This is a genomic window from Frankia sp. AvcI1, from assembly GCF_001420875.1.
Lineage (GTDB): Bacteria > Actinomycetota > Actinomycetes > Frankiales > Frankiaceae > Frankia > Frankia alni.
Window position 1 is genome coordinate 36,603 of record NZ_LJFZ01000001.1, and the last position, 14,546, is coordinate 51,148.

Sequence of the window (14,546 nt, forward strand, 5' to 3'; positions counted from 1 at the left end):
CGTCCTCGGTCGAGGGGGCGTCAGCGCAGGCGGCCGCCGCGAGGCACGTTGCGGGGGATCGGGCCCTTCGGGATCGGCAGGGCCGCGCCGCCCAGAGCGCGCAGCCGGCGGTCGAGGGCGTCCACCTCCCCGCGGCGCAGCGTCCGGCGCAGTCGCATCAGCGTGCCCTGAAGCTTCGGCAGCGGCGTCTCGCCCTCACCGGTGCCGACGATGATGTCGGTCACCGGCGTGTCGCCGACGACCTTGCGGATGCGGCGCTTCTCCGCGACGAGCAGCTCCCTCGGCCCGCGGCCGCGGCCCTCCGCGATGATGACCACTCCGGCGCGGGAGACGACCCGGTGCACCACGTCCTGGTGGCGGTTCACGCCGACGGCGGGAGTGATCCGCCAGTCGCCGCGCATCCGCTCGACCACGCCGGCGGCGGCGCCGGGCTGGCCCTCCATCTCCGCGTAGGCGGTGCGCTGGACGCGCCGGCTGAACACGTTCAGAGCGACCACGACGCCGAGCAGGATGGCGATCGGGATCCATACGTAGAGCGGCCCGACGAAGAGTCCGAGGAGGATGCCGACCGCGAGCGGAACGAAGAAGGCCGCAAGGGTGAACCAGAGCACCTGCGGATCGCGCTGGCGCGTGATCTTGAAGACCACCCGCAGCTGCGCGAGACGGGCTTTGAACCCGGTCCCCTCCGCGGCACCGCTCGCGCTGCCACGGCGGCCCGCACTGTTACCGCCGCCACTGCCGCTCGTACCGCCACTGCCGCTCGTACCGCCACTGCGGCCCGCCCCGCCGCCGCGCCCCGAGGCGCCGCCCCGGCTCCCGTCGTTCTTTCCGCCCGCTGCCGCGTTCCTGCCCGCCGCCGCGGGGGTCGACGATCCCGCGGTGTCCCTCGGCTGCTTCCTCAGTGCCATGACCGCGAGCCTACGGCCTGGCGCGTCGCCCCCGTGCGGCTGTCGCGTCCGTCGGGAAGCATCCGTCGGGAGCCATCCGCTCGGTCAGGGGGATTCGCTCGGTCAGGGGGATTCGTGCGGCCCCGGCTGGCTGTGCGCGGGATGGCCCGCCGGTCGGGCGGTCAGCTCTGGACGGCGACGATCCGCGGCAGCCCGCGCACGGCCGCGCCCAGGCGGGCGGTGGTCGCGGCGCTGCCGAGGCCGGCCAGCCGAGGGACCCGTGCGCCACTCTCGGCGCCCGGGATGCTCGCGCAGGCCTCGGGCCGGGGGACGATCGGGGCCAGCGCCACCGGGTCGACCCACCGGTAACCCGACGTGACGTGCAGATCTGCGGCCGCGCGCCAGGCGTTGCGCCGCGCGGTCTTCTGCCCGCCATGCGGCAGCACGAGCAGGGTCGCTTCCTCAAGGACGCTGAGCAGTGAACGGAGCACGATGGGAACGACCTCCCGGCACGGTCGTGGGCGCACACCTCGATGATGGGCCAGNGAGAGACCCCCCTCGTGACAAGGGGGTGACGCTACGATGGGTAGCCTAGCCCGTCGGGGGGACACCCACCAGCGTGCTCGTCACTGCGTGTGAGAGGTTTCCAGCACACTTTTGGGGAGATCGGACGCTGCGGTGTGGCCCTCGCCACGAGCCGTGATCGCCTGCTGGTAGAGCCGGCCGGCCCGGTAGGACGAGCGCACGAGCGGCCCGGACATGACCCCGGAGAAGCCCAGCTCGGCGCCGACGCGCTCCCAGTCGAGGAACTCNTCCGGCCGCACCCACCGTTCCACCGGGTGGTGACGGGGCGTGGGCCGCAGATACTGGGTGACGGTGAGTAGCTCGCAGCCGGCGGCGTGCAGATCCCGCATGGCCGCGTGGATCTCCTCGGCGGTCTCGCCGAGGCCGAGGATCAGGTTCGACTTCGTGACCAGCCCGGCCGCGCGGGCCTGACGCAGAACGTCGAGGGAGCGCTCGTAGCGGAACGCCGGCCGGATCCGCTTGAAGATCCGCGGCACCGTCTCGAGATTGTGCGCGAGCACCTCGGGGGCCGCGCCGAAGACCTCGTCGAGCTGGTCGGCGCGCCCGCCGAAGTCGGGGATCAGCACCTCCACCCCGGTACCCGCGGACAGCGCGTGGATCTGGCGGACCGTCTCGGCGTACAGCCAGGAGCCGCCGTCGGCCAGGTCGTCGCGGGCCACGCCGGTGACCGTCGCGTAGCGCAGCCCCATGGTGCGCACCGACTCCGCCACCCGCCGCGGCTCGTCCCGGTCCAGCGGGGTGGGACGGCCCGAGTCGATCTGGCAGAAGTCGCACCGCCGGGTGCAGACGTCCCCGCCGATCAGGAAGGTGGCCTCGCGGTCCTCCCAGCACTCGTAGATGTTCGGGCAGCCGGCCTCCTCGCACACCGTGTGCAGCCCGGCGGCCCGCACCAGCCCCTTGACGTCGGAGTACTCCGGGCCCGTGCGCATCCGGGTGCGGATCCACGGCGGCTTGCGCTCGATCGGCGTCTGCGCGTTGCGCGCCTCCAGGCGCAGCAGGGGGCGTCCCTCGGGGGCGACCGCGCTCATCCGACCAGCTCCATCCGCTCGGTCCCGGCCTGCGACGACGACGGCGGCTGCGGCGGCGCCGGGGGCGCGTCGGCCGGCTCGACCCGCGCGGTGACGCGATCGCCGAGGTTGCGCCCGCCGAGGTAGCGGGCAAGCACGGCCAGGGTGTGCCGCTCGACGATCGGCCGTGTCTCGGCGACGCTCACCGACCGGCCGAGCTCGGCGGACAGGCTCGTCACCCCGGCGTCGGTGATGCCGCAGGGCACGATCTGCCCGAAGGCGCGCAGGTCCGACGAACAGGTCAGCGCGAAGCCGTGGGTGGTCACCGCCTGCCGGACCCGCACGCCGATGGCGGCGACCTTGCGCAGACCGTCCGCCGTCCAGACGCCGCTGCGGCCGTCGACCCGGCGGGTGGCCAGGCCCAGCTCGGCGCAGGAGTCGATGAGGGCCTCCTCCAGGGCGCGCACGTAGGCGACGACGTCCAGCGGACGAGGCAGCTTGACGATCGGGTAGCCGACGAGCTGCCCCGGGCCGTGCCAAGTGATCTTGCCGCCGCGGTCGACGTCGACGACCTCGGTGCCGTCCAGCGGCCGTTCGAAGGGCTGCGTGCGCCGGCCGGCGGTGTAGACGCTGGGGTGCTCGACAAGGATGAGCGTGTCGTCCACCTCGTCGGCCACCCGGGCTTCGGCGAGGGAGCGTTGCATGTCCCACGCTTCGCGGTAGGGGACCACGGAAAGCCTCAGAACATCCACGTCATTCAGCGTACGCCCGCGCCACGCCGCGCCAGTGTGAGCTCGACCGGAGCTCCGGGCCCGCGAACCGGCGTCAGCCGGGGAGGTCCGCACCCGACGCGCCGGGTAGCAGCCGGGGCACGACCGGTGTCTCGACCGCGGCACCGTCCGGGCCGCGCTCGACCCGCCAGGCGTGCACACCGGGCCGGTCGGCGACGGCCTCGACCAGGTCGGTGCCGCGAAAGTGCAGCCCGACGCCGTCGTCGGTGGCCCAGCCGGCCGGCAGCGTCCCGTCGGCGACGAGGCGCTGGTACAGCGGGCGCCGGCCCGGCTCGGAGTCGTAGTGCGGCGTGTTGCTGAACGGCAGCAGCGCCAGCCCGTTCGTGACCGGCCGCAGGTCCGGGCCGAACGAGTCGGTGGTGCCGCCGACATGCCAGCACAGGGAGCCGGCCGAGACGCCGCCGAGGACGACGCCGGCCTCCCACGCCTCGCGCAGGATCTCGCCCAGCCCGTGCACCGCCCAGACCGCGAGCAGGTTCGCCACGCTGCCCCCACCGGCCCAGATCACGTCCTGCGCCAGNAGGTGCCCGCGGATGTCGGGGATGTTCGGCATGGGGAACAGCGCCAGGTGCGAGACCCGCACGTCCGGGCGGTCACGGTTGAACGCGGCGTAGCCGCGGGCGTAGGCGCCCTGGTCGTCGCCCAGCGCCGTCTGCAGCAGGCAGACCCGGGGCCGCGGGCCGGCCGCGGCCAGCTCGATCGCGTGGGTCAGGATCGGCCCGACCTTCGCGCCGTACCGGCCGTCGGGAAGGAAACCGCCGCTGGTGGCGAGGATCTGCACGACGGTCTCCCCCTGGCTCGTGGGCCGGCGGCGCTGGCCGTCCGGACCCGGTCTCGGGCGATTGTCCGCCCTCCGCGCAGCAGCGCCCCCGCGGGGGGCTCGGGCGTCGCCGCCAGGTTTCCGGCCGGGGCCGGCCGCTGCGCCGCGCGGTCCCGCCGGACGCCGGCCCGCACCCGCCGTGACCAGGCAGGTCCCGACCCGGACCGGTGGGGGAGCGGACGCCGCCGTGGGAGTGATCGTAAAAAGTTATCCACAACCGGACGAAGACCAATGCAGACCGACCCCGAATGAGCCTAGCGTCGCTACCTGTGACCTTCACCGACGATTCCGCGGACAGGCCGGCGCGNCGCGTCGGCGGGGCACCCGAGGTGCCGGGGGTGAGCGTGCGTTCCCGGCTGCGGGACGCCGGCTCCGGCGAACTCTGGGCGGGTCAGTTCGACCAGTCCGGGATCGAGTGCGTCGTGCGCCGCGTGCGTCTCGCCCCCGACCCGGTGCTGCGCTCGGCGGCGGTCGCCGCGGCCCGCGCGCTGGCCGAGCTGGCACACCCGCACCTCAACCCCCTGGTGGCGGTGCTGCCCACGGCGGAGGGGCTGGCGCTGATCACCGAGCCGGTCGTCGGCGCGATCAGTCTCGGCCGCCTGCTGGCGGTGCGCGGTGATCTGGACCCGGGCGAGGTCGTCACCGTCGGCCTGCCGGTCGCGCAGGCGTTGGCCGCCGCGCACGCCGTCGGCATCGTGCACGGCCGGCTCGAGCGGGAGGACATCCTGCTGGAGCCGAACGGGCGCCCGGTCCTGACCGGCCTCGGGGTCGCCGCGCTGGCCGACGCCGCCCGGGCCGATCCCGTTCCGCCCGAGGCGGCCTCCGCCGACGTGCACGACCTTGCCGATCTGCTGCTGGGGGCGATGCGGGAGGCGACGGGCCCGGATGCCGCCGCGGTCGCGGTGGCCGTCGCCACGGCCATGATCGACGAGCCGCATCGGCGGCCGAGCGCCGCCGAGCTCGCCGCCGCGCTCGCCCGTAGCACCACCCCCCTGCCCGTGNGGCTGCCCGGCGACGGCGAGCCGAGGACGGCCACGCGCCCCCCGGGACCCTCACCCACGGAGACCCTGCCGCGGATTCCCCCGGTGGGTCGCGGCCACGCCGCCGAAACCCGCCCGCCCGGCGCGCGGGGCACCCCGGCCGGGCCGCCGGAGCCACCCGGCTCGCCGCGCCGTCCACCTCCGTCCGCCGGCGCGCAGGGCGTGATGGAACCCGGCGGACACGGACACGGCGACGGCGACGGCGACGGCCGGCCGCGGCTGCTGGCGGGCGCCCGCCTGAACCCGGGGCCGGACGGCACCCGCGACCCGCGTGACGGGCCGGGTCCGCGGGACGACGCCGGCCAGTCCCCACCGGGCGCCCCCCCAACCGGCCGGCCGACCAGCGGCGCCACCGCCGTCGACGCGGCGGAGCTGCTCGACTCCCTGCCGCCGCTGCCGCGGCGTTCGACACCCGCCCGCCGGACGTCACGCGTCGCGGGCCGGGGTGCCGGGTCGGCCCCGGCCGACGCGGGTCAGACCGGCCCGGCGAAGGCGCCCCCGGGAGCGTCGCGGCCCACCGCCCGCCCGCCGCGGTCCGGCGCCGGCGCCGGTGCCGGTGCCGCGGGCGCGGTGGCCGGCGGATCCCGCGGGACCCGCGGCCGGACCGGTGCGTCGGGGGCGTCCGGTTCCCCGCCGGGGACGGCGGGTTCGTCGGGTCGGGCCGGCCGGGCGGGGGCCGGTCGCCGGCCCCGACGGACGGGCGCCCGGCGGCGGCGCTGGCTGCTGCCGGTCACCGCGGGGCTGGGGCTGTTCGTCGTCGTGGTGGCCGTCGTGCTGCTCATGACGAGCCCGTCGGGGGACGGTAGCGGGGACACCGCGGCCCCCGCGTCGCAGTCGGCGTCGTCGCAGCCGGCGTCGCATCCGGCGCCGTCGCAGCAGGCGTCGTCGCCCGTGGCCGGCGTGCCCGGCCGGGACCCGACCGCCTCGCCGGTGGCGAACCAGTCGCCCGAGCAGATCTGGCGTGGCGTGCTGGGCGAGCTCAACACCGCCCGCAGCCGGGCCTTCGAGCGTGCCGACGAGTCCCTGCTGGGGCAGTCCGATGCTCCGGGCAGCCCCGCCTACAACGCGGATGTCACCCTCATGCGACAGGTCGTCGCCCAGGGCGCGCACGCGTCGCCGCTGCACAGCGAGGTACTTGCGCTGCAGGTGCGCGCCGACCAGCCGGACCGTACGGTGCTGCGGGTGACCGAACGCCTGGCCGCCTACGACTACCTCGACGCCCGCGGCCAGCTTCTCGCCCACCAGCCGGAGAAGGCCCCCCAGCGCCACGATCTCGTGCTGCTGCGCACGAGCTCCGGCTGGCGGGTCTCGGAGAGCATCCCCGTCACGGGGAACTGACCGCGGCCGCCTGAGACGGCTTAGGCGCCGTCGGTGAGGATCGCCCGCAGCGCGGTGTCGATGTCGGGGTGGGTGAAGTGGAAGCCGGCCCCGGTCAGCACGGCGGGGGTCAGCCGCTGGGAGGCGAGGACGCCCTCGTCGGCGAACTCGCCGAGGGCGGCCCGCAGGGCGAGGCGGGGCACCGCGGCGAACGCCGGACGGTGCAGCGCCGACGCGAGCGCCGTGGTGAAGGCGGCGTTGGTGACGGGCTCGGGCGCGACCAGGTTCACCGGCCCGGCCAGCGCGTCGTCGGCGAGCAGCAGGCGCAGCGCGGCCACGTGGTCGGTGCGGCTGATCCAGCTCAACCACTGGCGGCCGGATCCCAGCCGCCCCCCGAGCCCCAGCCGGAACAGCGGGAGCTGGCGGCCGAGGCTGCCCCCGTGGCGGGAGAGCACGACCCCGGTCCGCAGCGTCACGACCCGGATGCCGGCCTCGTGGGCCGGCGCGGCCGCCGCCTCCCAGTCCTCGACGAGCCGGGCGAGGAACCCGGCGCCGGCGGGGGCGTTCTCGTCGAGCGGGCCGGTGTCGCCGCCCGCCGAGGTGCCGTACCAGCCGACGGCGCTGCCGGAGAGGAGCACACGCGGGGGCGGGGTGAGCGTGGCCAGGGTGCGGGCGAGCAGGTCGGTGCCGCCGATCCGGCTGTCGCGCAGCTGGCGCTTGTAGGCGTCGGTCCAGCGCCGGTCGCCGATGCCCGCGCCGGCGAGGTGGACGGCGGCGTCGGTGCCGGCGAGCGCCGACGGGTCGAGCCGACCGGTGGCGGGATCCCACTGGATCTCGCCACCGGAACGGGGTGTCCGCCGGACCAGGGCGGTNACGGTGTGGCCGTCCCCGCGCAGGGCGGGGACGAGTGCCGAACCGATCAGTCCCGAGGCCCCGGTCACCACGATGCGCATGGTGACCATCGTGGCCGGTCGCCGCCCCGGATGCGAGGCGGCGACCGGTCCGTGTCTCCTGACGGCGCCTGGCAGGCTGACGAGGCCTGCCAGGCGGGCGGAGCCTAGAGGCCGAGGTCGGCCTCGAACGNGCCCTCCTCGAGCCGCCGCTTGATGAAGGTCAGGAAGCGGGCGGCGTCGGCCCCGTCGACGATGCGGTGGTCGTAGGTCAGCGACAGGTACACCGCTGACCGGACGGCGATGATCTCGCCGAGCTCGGGGTCGTCGATGACGGCGGGCTTCTTCGTCACGATCCCCGTGCCGAGGATGCCGACCTGCGGCTGGTTGATGATCGGAGTGTCGAACAGGGCGCCCCGGCTGCCGGTGTTCGTGAGGGTGAAGGTCCCGCCGCCGAGCTCGTCCGGGGAGATCTTGTTGGCCCGGGTCCGGCTGGCCAGGTCGTCGATCTTGCGGGCGAGACCGGTGAGGTTGAGGTCACCGGCGCTGTGGATGACCGGTACGACCAGGCCGCGCTCGGAGTCCACGGCGATGCCGAGGTTCTCCTCGCCGTGGTAGGTGACCGTCCCCGCCTCGACGTCGAGGCTGGCGTTGAGCTGCGGGAACTCGCGCAGCGCCTCGCAGGTCGCCAGCGCGAAGAACGGCAGGAACGACAGCTTCAGTCCCTCGCGGGCCTGGAAGCCGGCCTTGGCCCGGTCCCGCAGCCGCGCGATGCGGGTGACGTCCACCTCGACGACGGTGGTGAGCTGGGCGCTGATCTGCAGCGACTCGACCATGCGCTTGGCGACCAGGGCGCGCAGCCGGGAGAGCTTCTCGGTGCGCCCGCGGACCGGGGCGGGGGTGGAGGTGCCCGCGCCGCTCGCCTTCGGGGCGGACGCCGCCGGGGCCGCGGTCGGCGCCGCGGGGCGGGCCGGTGCCGACGGCGCGGCCGGAGCCGCCGGGGCGGCGGCGGGCGCGGGAGCGGCCGGGGCGCCGCCGGAGCGGGCCGCCTCCTGGATGTCCTGCTTGGTGATCCGGCCGCCGGGGCCCGAGCCGTTCACGTCGGCGAGGTCGACGCCCAGCTCGGCGGCCATCTTGCGGACCAGCGGCGTGACGTAGCGACCGATCCCGCCGTCGCCGTTGGACGTGGCCACCGGGGCGGGCGCGGTCGGGGCCTGGGCGGGCACCGGGGCCGGCTCCGGCGCTCGGACCGGCGCCGGAGCGGGGGCCGGGGTGGGGGCGGGTGGGGGCGGGGGCGGGGGCGCCGCGGCGACGGGCTTGGCCGGCTCGGGCTCCGGCTCCGGCTCCGCGGCGGGGGCGGGGGCCTCGGTGGGGGCGGCCGCGGCGGAACCGCCGCCGGAGCCGTCGTCGATGACCGCGAGTTCGACGCCGACCTCGACGGTCTCGTCCTCCGCGACCTTGATGGAGCTGATGACACCGGAGGCGGGGGCAGGAATCTCGGTGTCGACCTTGTCCGTGCTGACCTCGAGGAGCGGCTCGTCGGCCTCGACGCGCTCACCCTCCTGCTTCAGCCAACGGGTGACGGTTCCCTCGGAGACACTTTCCCCGAGCCGGGGCATCGTGACAGATACAGACATGCTGGAACGACTCCTTCGTCGCATCCGGCATGCACCGCGCAAGCGGCCGGCCGGAGGCGCTCATGCTGTGGCGTGAACGTGAGTACCTGGGCGGGATCGGGCCGCGGGGCGAACCCGGTCGCGCCACCGATCCCAGGGCGATCGCCCTAGCCGTGGACGTGAAGGGGCTTGCCGGCCAGCGCCAGGTGCGCCTCGCCGAGAGCCTCGGACAGAGTGGGATGGGGGTGGATCAGCTGGGCGACCTCGGCGGGGAACGCCTCCCAGTTCGTGATGAGCTGGGCCTCGGCGATGAGCTCGCCGACGCGGTCGCCGACCATGTGGACGCCGACCACCGGACCGTCGGGGACGGCGACCAGCGTCACGGCACCGGCGGTCTTGAGGATCTGCGACTTGCCGTTGCCCGCCAGGTTGTAGGTGACGGTGCTGATCTCGCCGAAGCGCTCCCTGGCGGCCGCGGCGGTCAGCCCGACCGACGCAACCTCGGGGTGGGAGTAGGTGACCCGCGGGACGTTGTCGTAGTCGACCGGCACCGGGTTGAGCCCGGCGAGCTGCTCGGCGACGAAGATGCCCTCCGCGAATCCCACGTGAGCGAGCTGCAGGCCCGGCCGCAGGTCGCCGAGCGCGGACACGGTGGGGACGTTCGTGCGCAGGAAACGGTCGACCAGGACGTAACCGCGGTCGGTCGCGATGCCGACCTCCTCGTAGCCGAGGCCGGCCGAGACCGGTCCGCGGCCCACCGCGACGAGCAGCAGCTCGGCGTCGATGGTGGTGCCGCTCTCCAGCGACACGGTGACCCCGTGGTCGGTCGTCTTCACGCCGGCGAAGCGGGCGCCGAGGTGCTGGGCGATGCCCCGCTTGCGGAAGGCGCGCTCCAGCAGCTTGGAGCTGGACTCGTCCTCGAGCGGCACCAGGTGCGGCAACGCCTCGACGATCGTCACCTCGGCGCCGTAGGAGCGCCAGACCGAGGCGAACTCGCAGCCGATGGCGCCGGCCCCGAGGACCACGGCGGACGCCGGCACGTGGTCGAGCGTCAGGGCGTCGTCGCTGGTGATGACCCGGTCGTGGTCGATGTCCAGACCGGGCAGGGACTTCGAGTACGAGCCGGTGGCGAGCAGGACGTGCCGGCCGGAGATCACCCGGTCGCCGACCGCGACGGACGTCGGCGAGACGAGCCGGCCGAATCCCTCGACCACCTCGATGCCGCGTGACTTGATCAGGCCGGTCAGCCCCTTGAACAGGCCGGCGATGACCGAGTCCTTGTAGGAGTTGACCTTCGCCATGTCGATGCCGTCGAAGGTGGAGCGGATCCCGAAGGATTCGCTCTCATTGATGTTGTCGACGATCTCCGCCGAATGCAGCAGCGCCTTGGTCGGGATGCAGCCTCGGTGCAGGCAGGTGCCGCCGAGCTTGTCCTTCTCGATCAGAACGACGCTCAGGTCGAGTTCCGCGGCGCGCAGCGCGGCGGCGTATCCGCCGCTGCCGCCGCCGAGGATGACCAGGTCGACGGGACCGGCCGCTGAATCCGCCACGCCAGAGGTCCCTTCTCGTTGACTTCTATGGTTGTGCCGGTGATGCCGGGAGTGTGACCCGTACCCACCGGTGTCGCGTGCCCGCGATGCCGGTGAAACGGCCGGCCGCGCCGGCGGCGATCGGTGCCGGGCAGGGCCGGGAACGCCGGCATCGACGTGCCCTTCGGGCCGGCGTTTCAGGCCACGACTCGCCACACCACGTCGGTCCGAGCCCAGTCTTTCACGCCGTGGGCCCCCTTCCGCTCGGATGGGTGAGTGTGCTGCATCGCGCGAGGTGCAGTCGCAATCGCCGCTCTGCCGCACCCTCCCGCTCGGTCAGCCGGCGGTCGTGGGGCCGTCGGCCGCCGGCGAGCCGGCGCGGCTCTCGGCGAGCTGGATGAGCGTGCGAACGATCACGCCGGTGCCGCCCTTGGGCGTGTGCCCGTAGGGCTGGCCGCCGTTCCACGACGGACCGGCGATGTCGATGTGCGCCCAGCTCGCCTCGTCGGGCACGAAGTGGGCGAGGAAGTGCGCCGCGACCAGCATCCCGCCGTCCCGGCTGCCGCCGGGCGGGACGTTGGCGATGTCGGCGACCAGGGAGTCCAGCCCCTTGCGCAGCTCCGGCGGCAGCGGCATCGGCCAGACGCTCTCCCCGGTCGCGGCGGCGGCCGTCGTGACCGCTTCGACGGCGCCGTCGCGGCCCATCACCCCGCTGGTGCGCTGGCCCAGCGAGACGATCTGGGCGCCGGTCAGCGTCGCGATGTCCACGATCAGGTCCGGTGCCTCCTCGGCTGCCCGCACGAGGGCGTCGGCGAGGACGAGCCGGCCCTCGGCGTCCGTGTTGAGCACCTCGACCCGGGTTCCACCGCGCAGCGTCAGCACATCCGAGGGTCGGATCGCCTCGCCCGACGGCATGTTCTCCGCGCAGGGCAGCCAGCCGGTCACCGTGACCGGCAGGCGCAGGCGCGCCACGGCGACGACCGTGGCGAGGACGGCGGCCGCGCCGGCCATGTCCGTCTTCATCCACTCCATCGCCGTCGGGGGCTTCAGCGACAGGCCGCCGGAGTCGAAGGTGATGCCCTTGCCGACCAGTGCGAGCGCCGGTGAATCGCCGCCGCCACGCCACTCGAGGCGGATCAGCCGGGGCGGGTTGGCGGAGCCCTGCCCGACCCCGATGATCCCGCCGAAGCCGCCCTCGGCCAGCGCCACCTCGTCGAGAACCTCGACGGTGACGCCGGCGGCGGTCGCCTTCTCGACGGCGACGTCGGCGAGCAGGGCGGGCGAGAGGTGACTCGGCGGGGTGTTCACCAGGTCGCGGACCAGCACGACCGACTCGGCGACGACCACGGCGCGGTCGATCTCCTGCTGCGCGAGCGCCTGGGACCCCTCGTCCACGAGGAGCGTCAGCGTGCCGACGGGGGTGGGCCGCCCCTTCGCCGAGGTGGTGCGCAGGCGGTCGAAGGAGTAGGTGCCGAGCAGCGCACCCTCCGCCACCGCCCGCAGCGACTCCGCGGTGATCGCGCCGGGCGCGGCGGCCAGGNCCAGTGCCACGGATCCGGTCCCGGCCAGCGTCCGCACCGCCGTGCCCGCGGCGCGGCGCAGGACCTCCGCGTCCAGCGAGGCGTCCAGAGGGGCGGACGGGGTGGTCGGGGACGCCAGCGGGCCGAGTCCGACCGCGAGGACGGTCGCCGCCGGCAGCGCCCCCAGGGTCGCGAAGTGCACGGTCTCGCCGGCCTTCCCGGTCGCGCCCAGGGAGGTGAGCACCGCGGCGAGCCGGCCGCCGAGCGCCGCGTCCAGCTCGGCGGCGCCGCCGGCCACCACGAGGCCGTCCTCGCCGATCGCGGTGCCGATCACCACCGCATCCGCGTCGAGATCGGCTAGGGCTGCTGAGCTGGGCGCGATGCTGGTCATGCGGTGAGCGTATTGAACGACAAGCCCGGTCGACGCCCCCCGGTGCCGTGACCCGGGTGCCGTGACCCGGCCGGTGCCGAGCCCCCGCCGGTCGTTCCGGTCCGGATCGCGGCGACTACTAGGCTGTTCGCCATGGCAGACCTGCGTCGATCTCCCTTGTACGGCCGTCATGTCGATCTCGGCGCGAAGATGGCCGGCTTCGGAGGCTGGGAGATGCCGATCGAGTACGCCGGGCGCGGAGTACTCGCCGAGCATCAGGCGGTTCGGGGCGCGGTCGGAATCTTCGACGTCAGCCATCTCGGCAAGNCCGAGGTGACCGGCGCGGGCGCCGCGGAGTTCGTCAATGCCTGCCTGAGCAACGACCTGGGTCGTATCGCCCCGGGACAGGCTCAGTACACGTTGTGCTGCAACGACGAAGGCGGGGTCGTCGACGACCTGATCGCCTATCTCTTCTCCGGCGAGCGGGTCCTGCTCGTGCCCAACGCCGCGAACAACGCCGAGGTCGTCGCCCGCCTCGCCGCGGCCGCCCCCGCGGGTGTGTCCGTCACCGACCGGCACACCGGGTTCGGGGTGCTCGCGGTGCAGGGCCCCGCGGCCCCGACCCTGGTGGCGGCCCTCGGTCTGCCCACCGACGGGGCGTACATGAGCTTCGTCGAGGCGGCGTGGAAGGGCCGGCCGGTGATCGTCTGNCGGTCCGGCTACACCGGCGAGCGCGGCTACGAGCTGCTGCCCCGGTGGGACGACACGCCCGCGCTGTGGGACGCGCTGTTCGCCGCGGGGGAGGGCCTCGGCGCGTCGCCGGTCGGTCTCGGCGCCCGCGACACCCTGCGCACGGAGATGGGTTACCCGCTGCACGGCCAGGACCTCTCGCCGACGATCACGCCGGTGCAGGCCCGGTCCGGGTGGGCGGTCGGCTGGGGCAAGGAGCGGTTCTGGGGCCGGGAGGCGCTGCTCGCCGAGCGGGCCGCCGGGCCCGCGCGCCTGCTGTGGGGGCTGGCGTCGACAGGNCGGGCGATTCCCCGGCCGCACATGCCCGTGACCGCGGCGGACGGCGCGCCGGTCGGCGAGGTCACCAGCGGCACCTTCTCCCCGACGCTGCGCCAGGGCATCGGCCTGGCACTGCTCGACCGCGGCGTCGCCGAGGGCGACACCGTGAACGTCGACGTCCGCGGCCGCCCGGCCCCGATGACGGTCGTCCGACCCCCTTTCGTCCCGTCCTCACCCCGGTAGCTCGGTGGCGACCGCCGGTCGCCGCCGGGATCGCTAGTGCCCCAGGAGCCGCAGGGCGGGGGTCGGTAGCGTCATCGCCATGACGATCAGGGTCACCATGGTGGTGAGCTCGATGATCGCGCCGAGCATGTCACCGGTCAGGCCGCCGAAGCGGCTGGTCAGATAGCGGCGCAGGGCCGCAGCGAAGGCGGTTCCGAGGCAGACCGCGACGACGGCGCGCACGGCCCGGCCGACGTCCCCGCCGTCGAAGTCGAGGCGGCCGGCCAGCGCCGCCACCGCGCAGACGCCGACGAGGGCCAGCACCGCGTCCCGGGTGCGGACCGTGCCGGCCACGAGCGCGCCGAGACCGTCCGGATGGGCGGGCGGGGTGTGCCCGGTGCAGGCGAGGGTCGCGGCGAGCCGGCCGGTCATGACGGCGACGAGGATCGAGACCGTGCCGCGGTGCACGGTGATGGCGGCGCTGAGCGCCACGACCTGCAGCAGCACGACGAACACGACGCTGATGACGCCGAAGGCACCGATCGTCGACTCACGCATGATCTCCAGGGCGCGGTCCCGCCCCCGCACTCGCCGCGCGCCGAGGCCGTCGCCGAGATCGGCCAGGCCGTCGAGGTGCAGGCCCCGGCTGGCGAGCGCGAGGACGGCGATGCCGACCGCGGCGGGCAGCAGGCTCTGGTTGCGGTGGCCGGGCGTCCCGGTCGTGACCCGCAGGGCGACCACGACCACGGCGGTGAGCAGGCCGAGGACCAGGCCCACCAGGGGGGCGAGCGCCATGGCCCGGCCGGCCAGGCGTCGGTCCAGCCGCTCCGGTCCCCGCAGCGGGAACGCTGTGAGCAGCGTGAACGCGGTTCTCGCCGCCACCATCACGTGACGTCGACCGCCGTGGCGTCGGTGGCGTCGACACCGTCGACGGCCTCGGACTT

The 14,546-nt window shown here is 74.9% G+C and carries 8 protein-coding genes and 11 pseudogenes; 5 read left to right on the forward strand and 14 right to left on the reverse strand.

Features of this window, described 5'->3' with window-relative positions; translation table 11 throughout:
* Positions 1–20: 20 nt before the first annotated feature.
* The 7 genes and pseudogenes from UK94_RS00160 to UK94_RS35145 all read right to left on the reverse strand — a co-directional run.
* Complete coding sequence (locus UK94_RS00160; protein WP_055748214.1) at positions 21–908, reverse strand: DUF4191 domain-containing protein; 888 nt, start codon at positions 906–908, stop codon at positions 21–23.
* A gap of 161 nt (positions 909–1,069) precedes the next feature.
* On the reverse strand, positions 1,070–1,432 hold the full coding sequence (locus tag UK94_RS00165; RefSeq protein WP_235485953.1) for a hypothetical protein: 363 nt from the start codon (positions 1,430–1,432) through the stop codon (positions 1,070–1,072).
* A gap of 81 nt (positions 1,433–1,513) precedes the next feature.
* A pseudogene (locus UK94_RS35140) lies at positions 1,514–1,699 on the reverse strand (lipoyl synthase); the annotation flags it as partial.
* A 1-nt stretch (position 1,700) separates the two neighbouring features.
* Positions 1,701–2,500, reverse strand: a pseudogene (locus UK94_RS00170) (lipoyl synthase); the annotation flags it as partial.
* Complete coding sequence (lipB, locus tag UK94_RS00175) at positions 2,497–3,231, reverse strand: lipoyl(octanoyl) transferase LipB (RefSeq protein WP_055748217.1); 735 nt, start codon at positions 3,229–3,231, stop codon at positions 2,497–2,499. The gene lipB and the pseudogene UK94_RS00170, both read right to left, overlap by 4 nt.
* Before the next feature lie 73 nt (positions 3,232–3,304).
* The coding region (locus UK94_RS00180) for a peptidase E (protein ID WP_235485955.1) at positions 3,305–3,790 on the reverse strand (486 nt) is incomplete at its 5' end.
* A gap of 1 nt (position 3,791) precedes the next feature.
* Positions 3,792–4,051 (reverse strand): annotated as a pseudogene (locus tag UK94_RS35145) (peptidase E); the annotation flags it as partial.
* A gap of 377 nt (positions 4,052–4,428) precedes the next feature.
* Between UK94_RS35145 and UK94_RS35150 the strand changes: the two are divergent.
* Positions 4,429–5,091, forward strand: a pseudogene (locus tag UK94_RS35150) (serine/threonine protein kinase); the annotation flags it as partial.
* A 1,397-nt stretch (positions 5,092–6,488) separates the two neighbouring features.
* Here the strand turns inward: UK94_RS35150 and UK94_RS00190 are convergent.
* From UK94_RS00190 to UK94_RS35160, 6 genes and pseudogenes are all read right to left on the reverse strand, one after another.
* The coding region (locus tag UK94_RS00190) for a TIGR01777 family oxidoreductase (protein ID WP_235485957.1) at positions 6,489–7,319 on the reverse strand (831 nt) is incomplete at its 5' end.
* Between the two features lies 1 nt (position 7,320).
* Positions 7,321–7,400 (reverse strand): annotated as a pseudogene (locus UK94_RS35155) (NAD-dependent epimerase/dehydratase family protein); the annotation flags it as partial.
* Positions 7,401–7,531: 131 nt separating this feature from the next.
* Positions 7,532–8,974: pseudogene (sucB, locus tag UK94_RS00195) on the reverse strand (2-oxoglutarate dehydrogenase, E2 component, dihydrolipoamide succinyltransferase); the annotation flags it as partial.
* A 146-nt stretch (positions 8,975–9,120) separates the two neighbouring features.
* Positions 9,121–10,503 (reverse strand): dihydrolipoyl dehydrogenase, encoded by a 1,383-nt coding sequence (gene lpdA, locus UK94_RS00200; protein ID WP_011606255.1) that lies wholly within the window; start codon positions 10,501–10,503, stop codon positions 9,121–9,123.
* 315 nt (positions 10,504–10,818) lie between these two features.
* Positions 10,819–12,022, reverse strand: a 1,204-nt coding sequence (locus UK94_RS00205) for a leucyl aminopeptidase (RefSeq protein WP_235485959.1), incomplete at its 5' end; no start/stop codon positions are given.
* A gap of 1 nt (position 12,023) precedes the next feature.
* A pseudogene (locus UK94_RS35160) lies at positions 12,024–12,393 on the reverse strand (M17 family peptidase N-terminal domain-containing protein); the annotation flags it as partial.
* A gap of 132 nt (positions 12,394–12,525) precedes the next feature.
* Between UK94_RS35160 and UK94_RS35165 the strand changes: the two are divergent.
* From UK94_RS35165 to UK94_RS35180, 4 pseudogenes are all read left to right on the forward strand, one after another.
* A pseudogene (locus tag UK94_RS35165) lies at positions 12,526–12,699 on the forward strand (glycine cleavage system protein T); the annotation flags it as partial.
* Between the two features lies 1 nt (position 12,700).
* Positions 12,701–13,082 (forward strand): annotated as a pseudogene (locus UK94_RS35170) (glycine cleavage system protein T); the annotation flags it as partial.
* 1 nt (position 13,083) lies between these two features.
* Positions 13,084–13,400: pseudogene (locus tag UK94_RS35175) on the forward strand (glycine cleavage system protein T); the annotation flags it as partial.
* A gap of 1 nt (position 13,401) precedes the next feature.
* A pseudogene (locus UK94_RS35180) lies at positions 13,402–13,623 on the forward strand (glycine cleavage T C-terminal barrel domain-containing protein); the annotation flags it as partial.
* 33 nt (positions 13,624–13,656) lie between these two features.
* Here UK94_RS35180 and UK94_RS00215 read toward each other — a convergent pair.
* Positions 13,657–14,487 (reverse strand): adenosylcobinamide-GDP ribazoletransferase, encoded by an 831-nt coding sequence (locus tag UK94_RS00215; protein WP_055748223.1) that lies wholly within the window; start codon positions 14,485–14,487, stop codon positions 13,657–13,659.
* Positions 14,488–14,546 lie beyond the last annotated feature (59 nt).

What these genes read in the sequence shown, in the direction of transcription:
- UK94_RS00160 (WP_055748214.1), bottom strand. Translation starts at nt 908, where the DNA reads ATGGCACTGAGGAAGCAGCCGAGGGACACCGCGGGATCGTCGACCCCC.
- UK94_RS00215 (WP_055748223.1), bottom strand. Translation starts at nt 14,487, where the DNA reads ATGGTGGCGGCGAGAACCGCGTTCACGCTGCTCACAGCGTTCCCGCTG.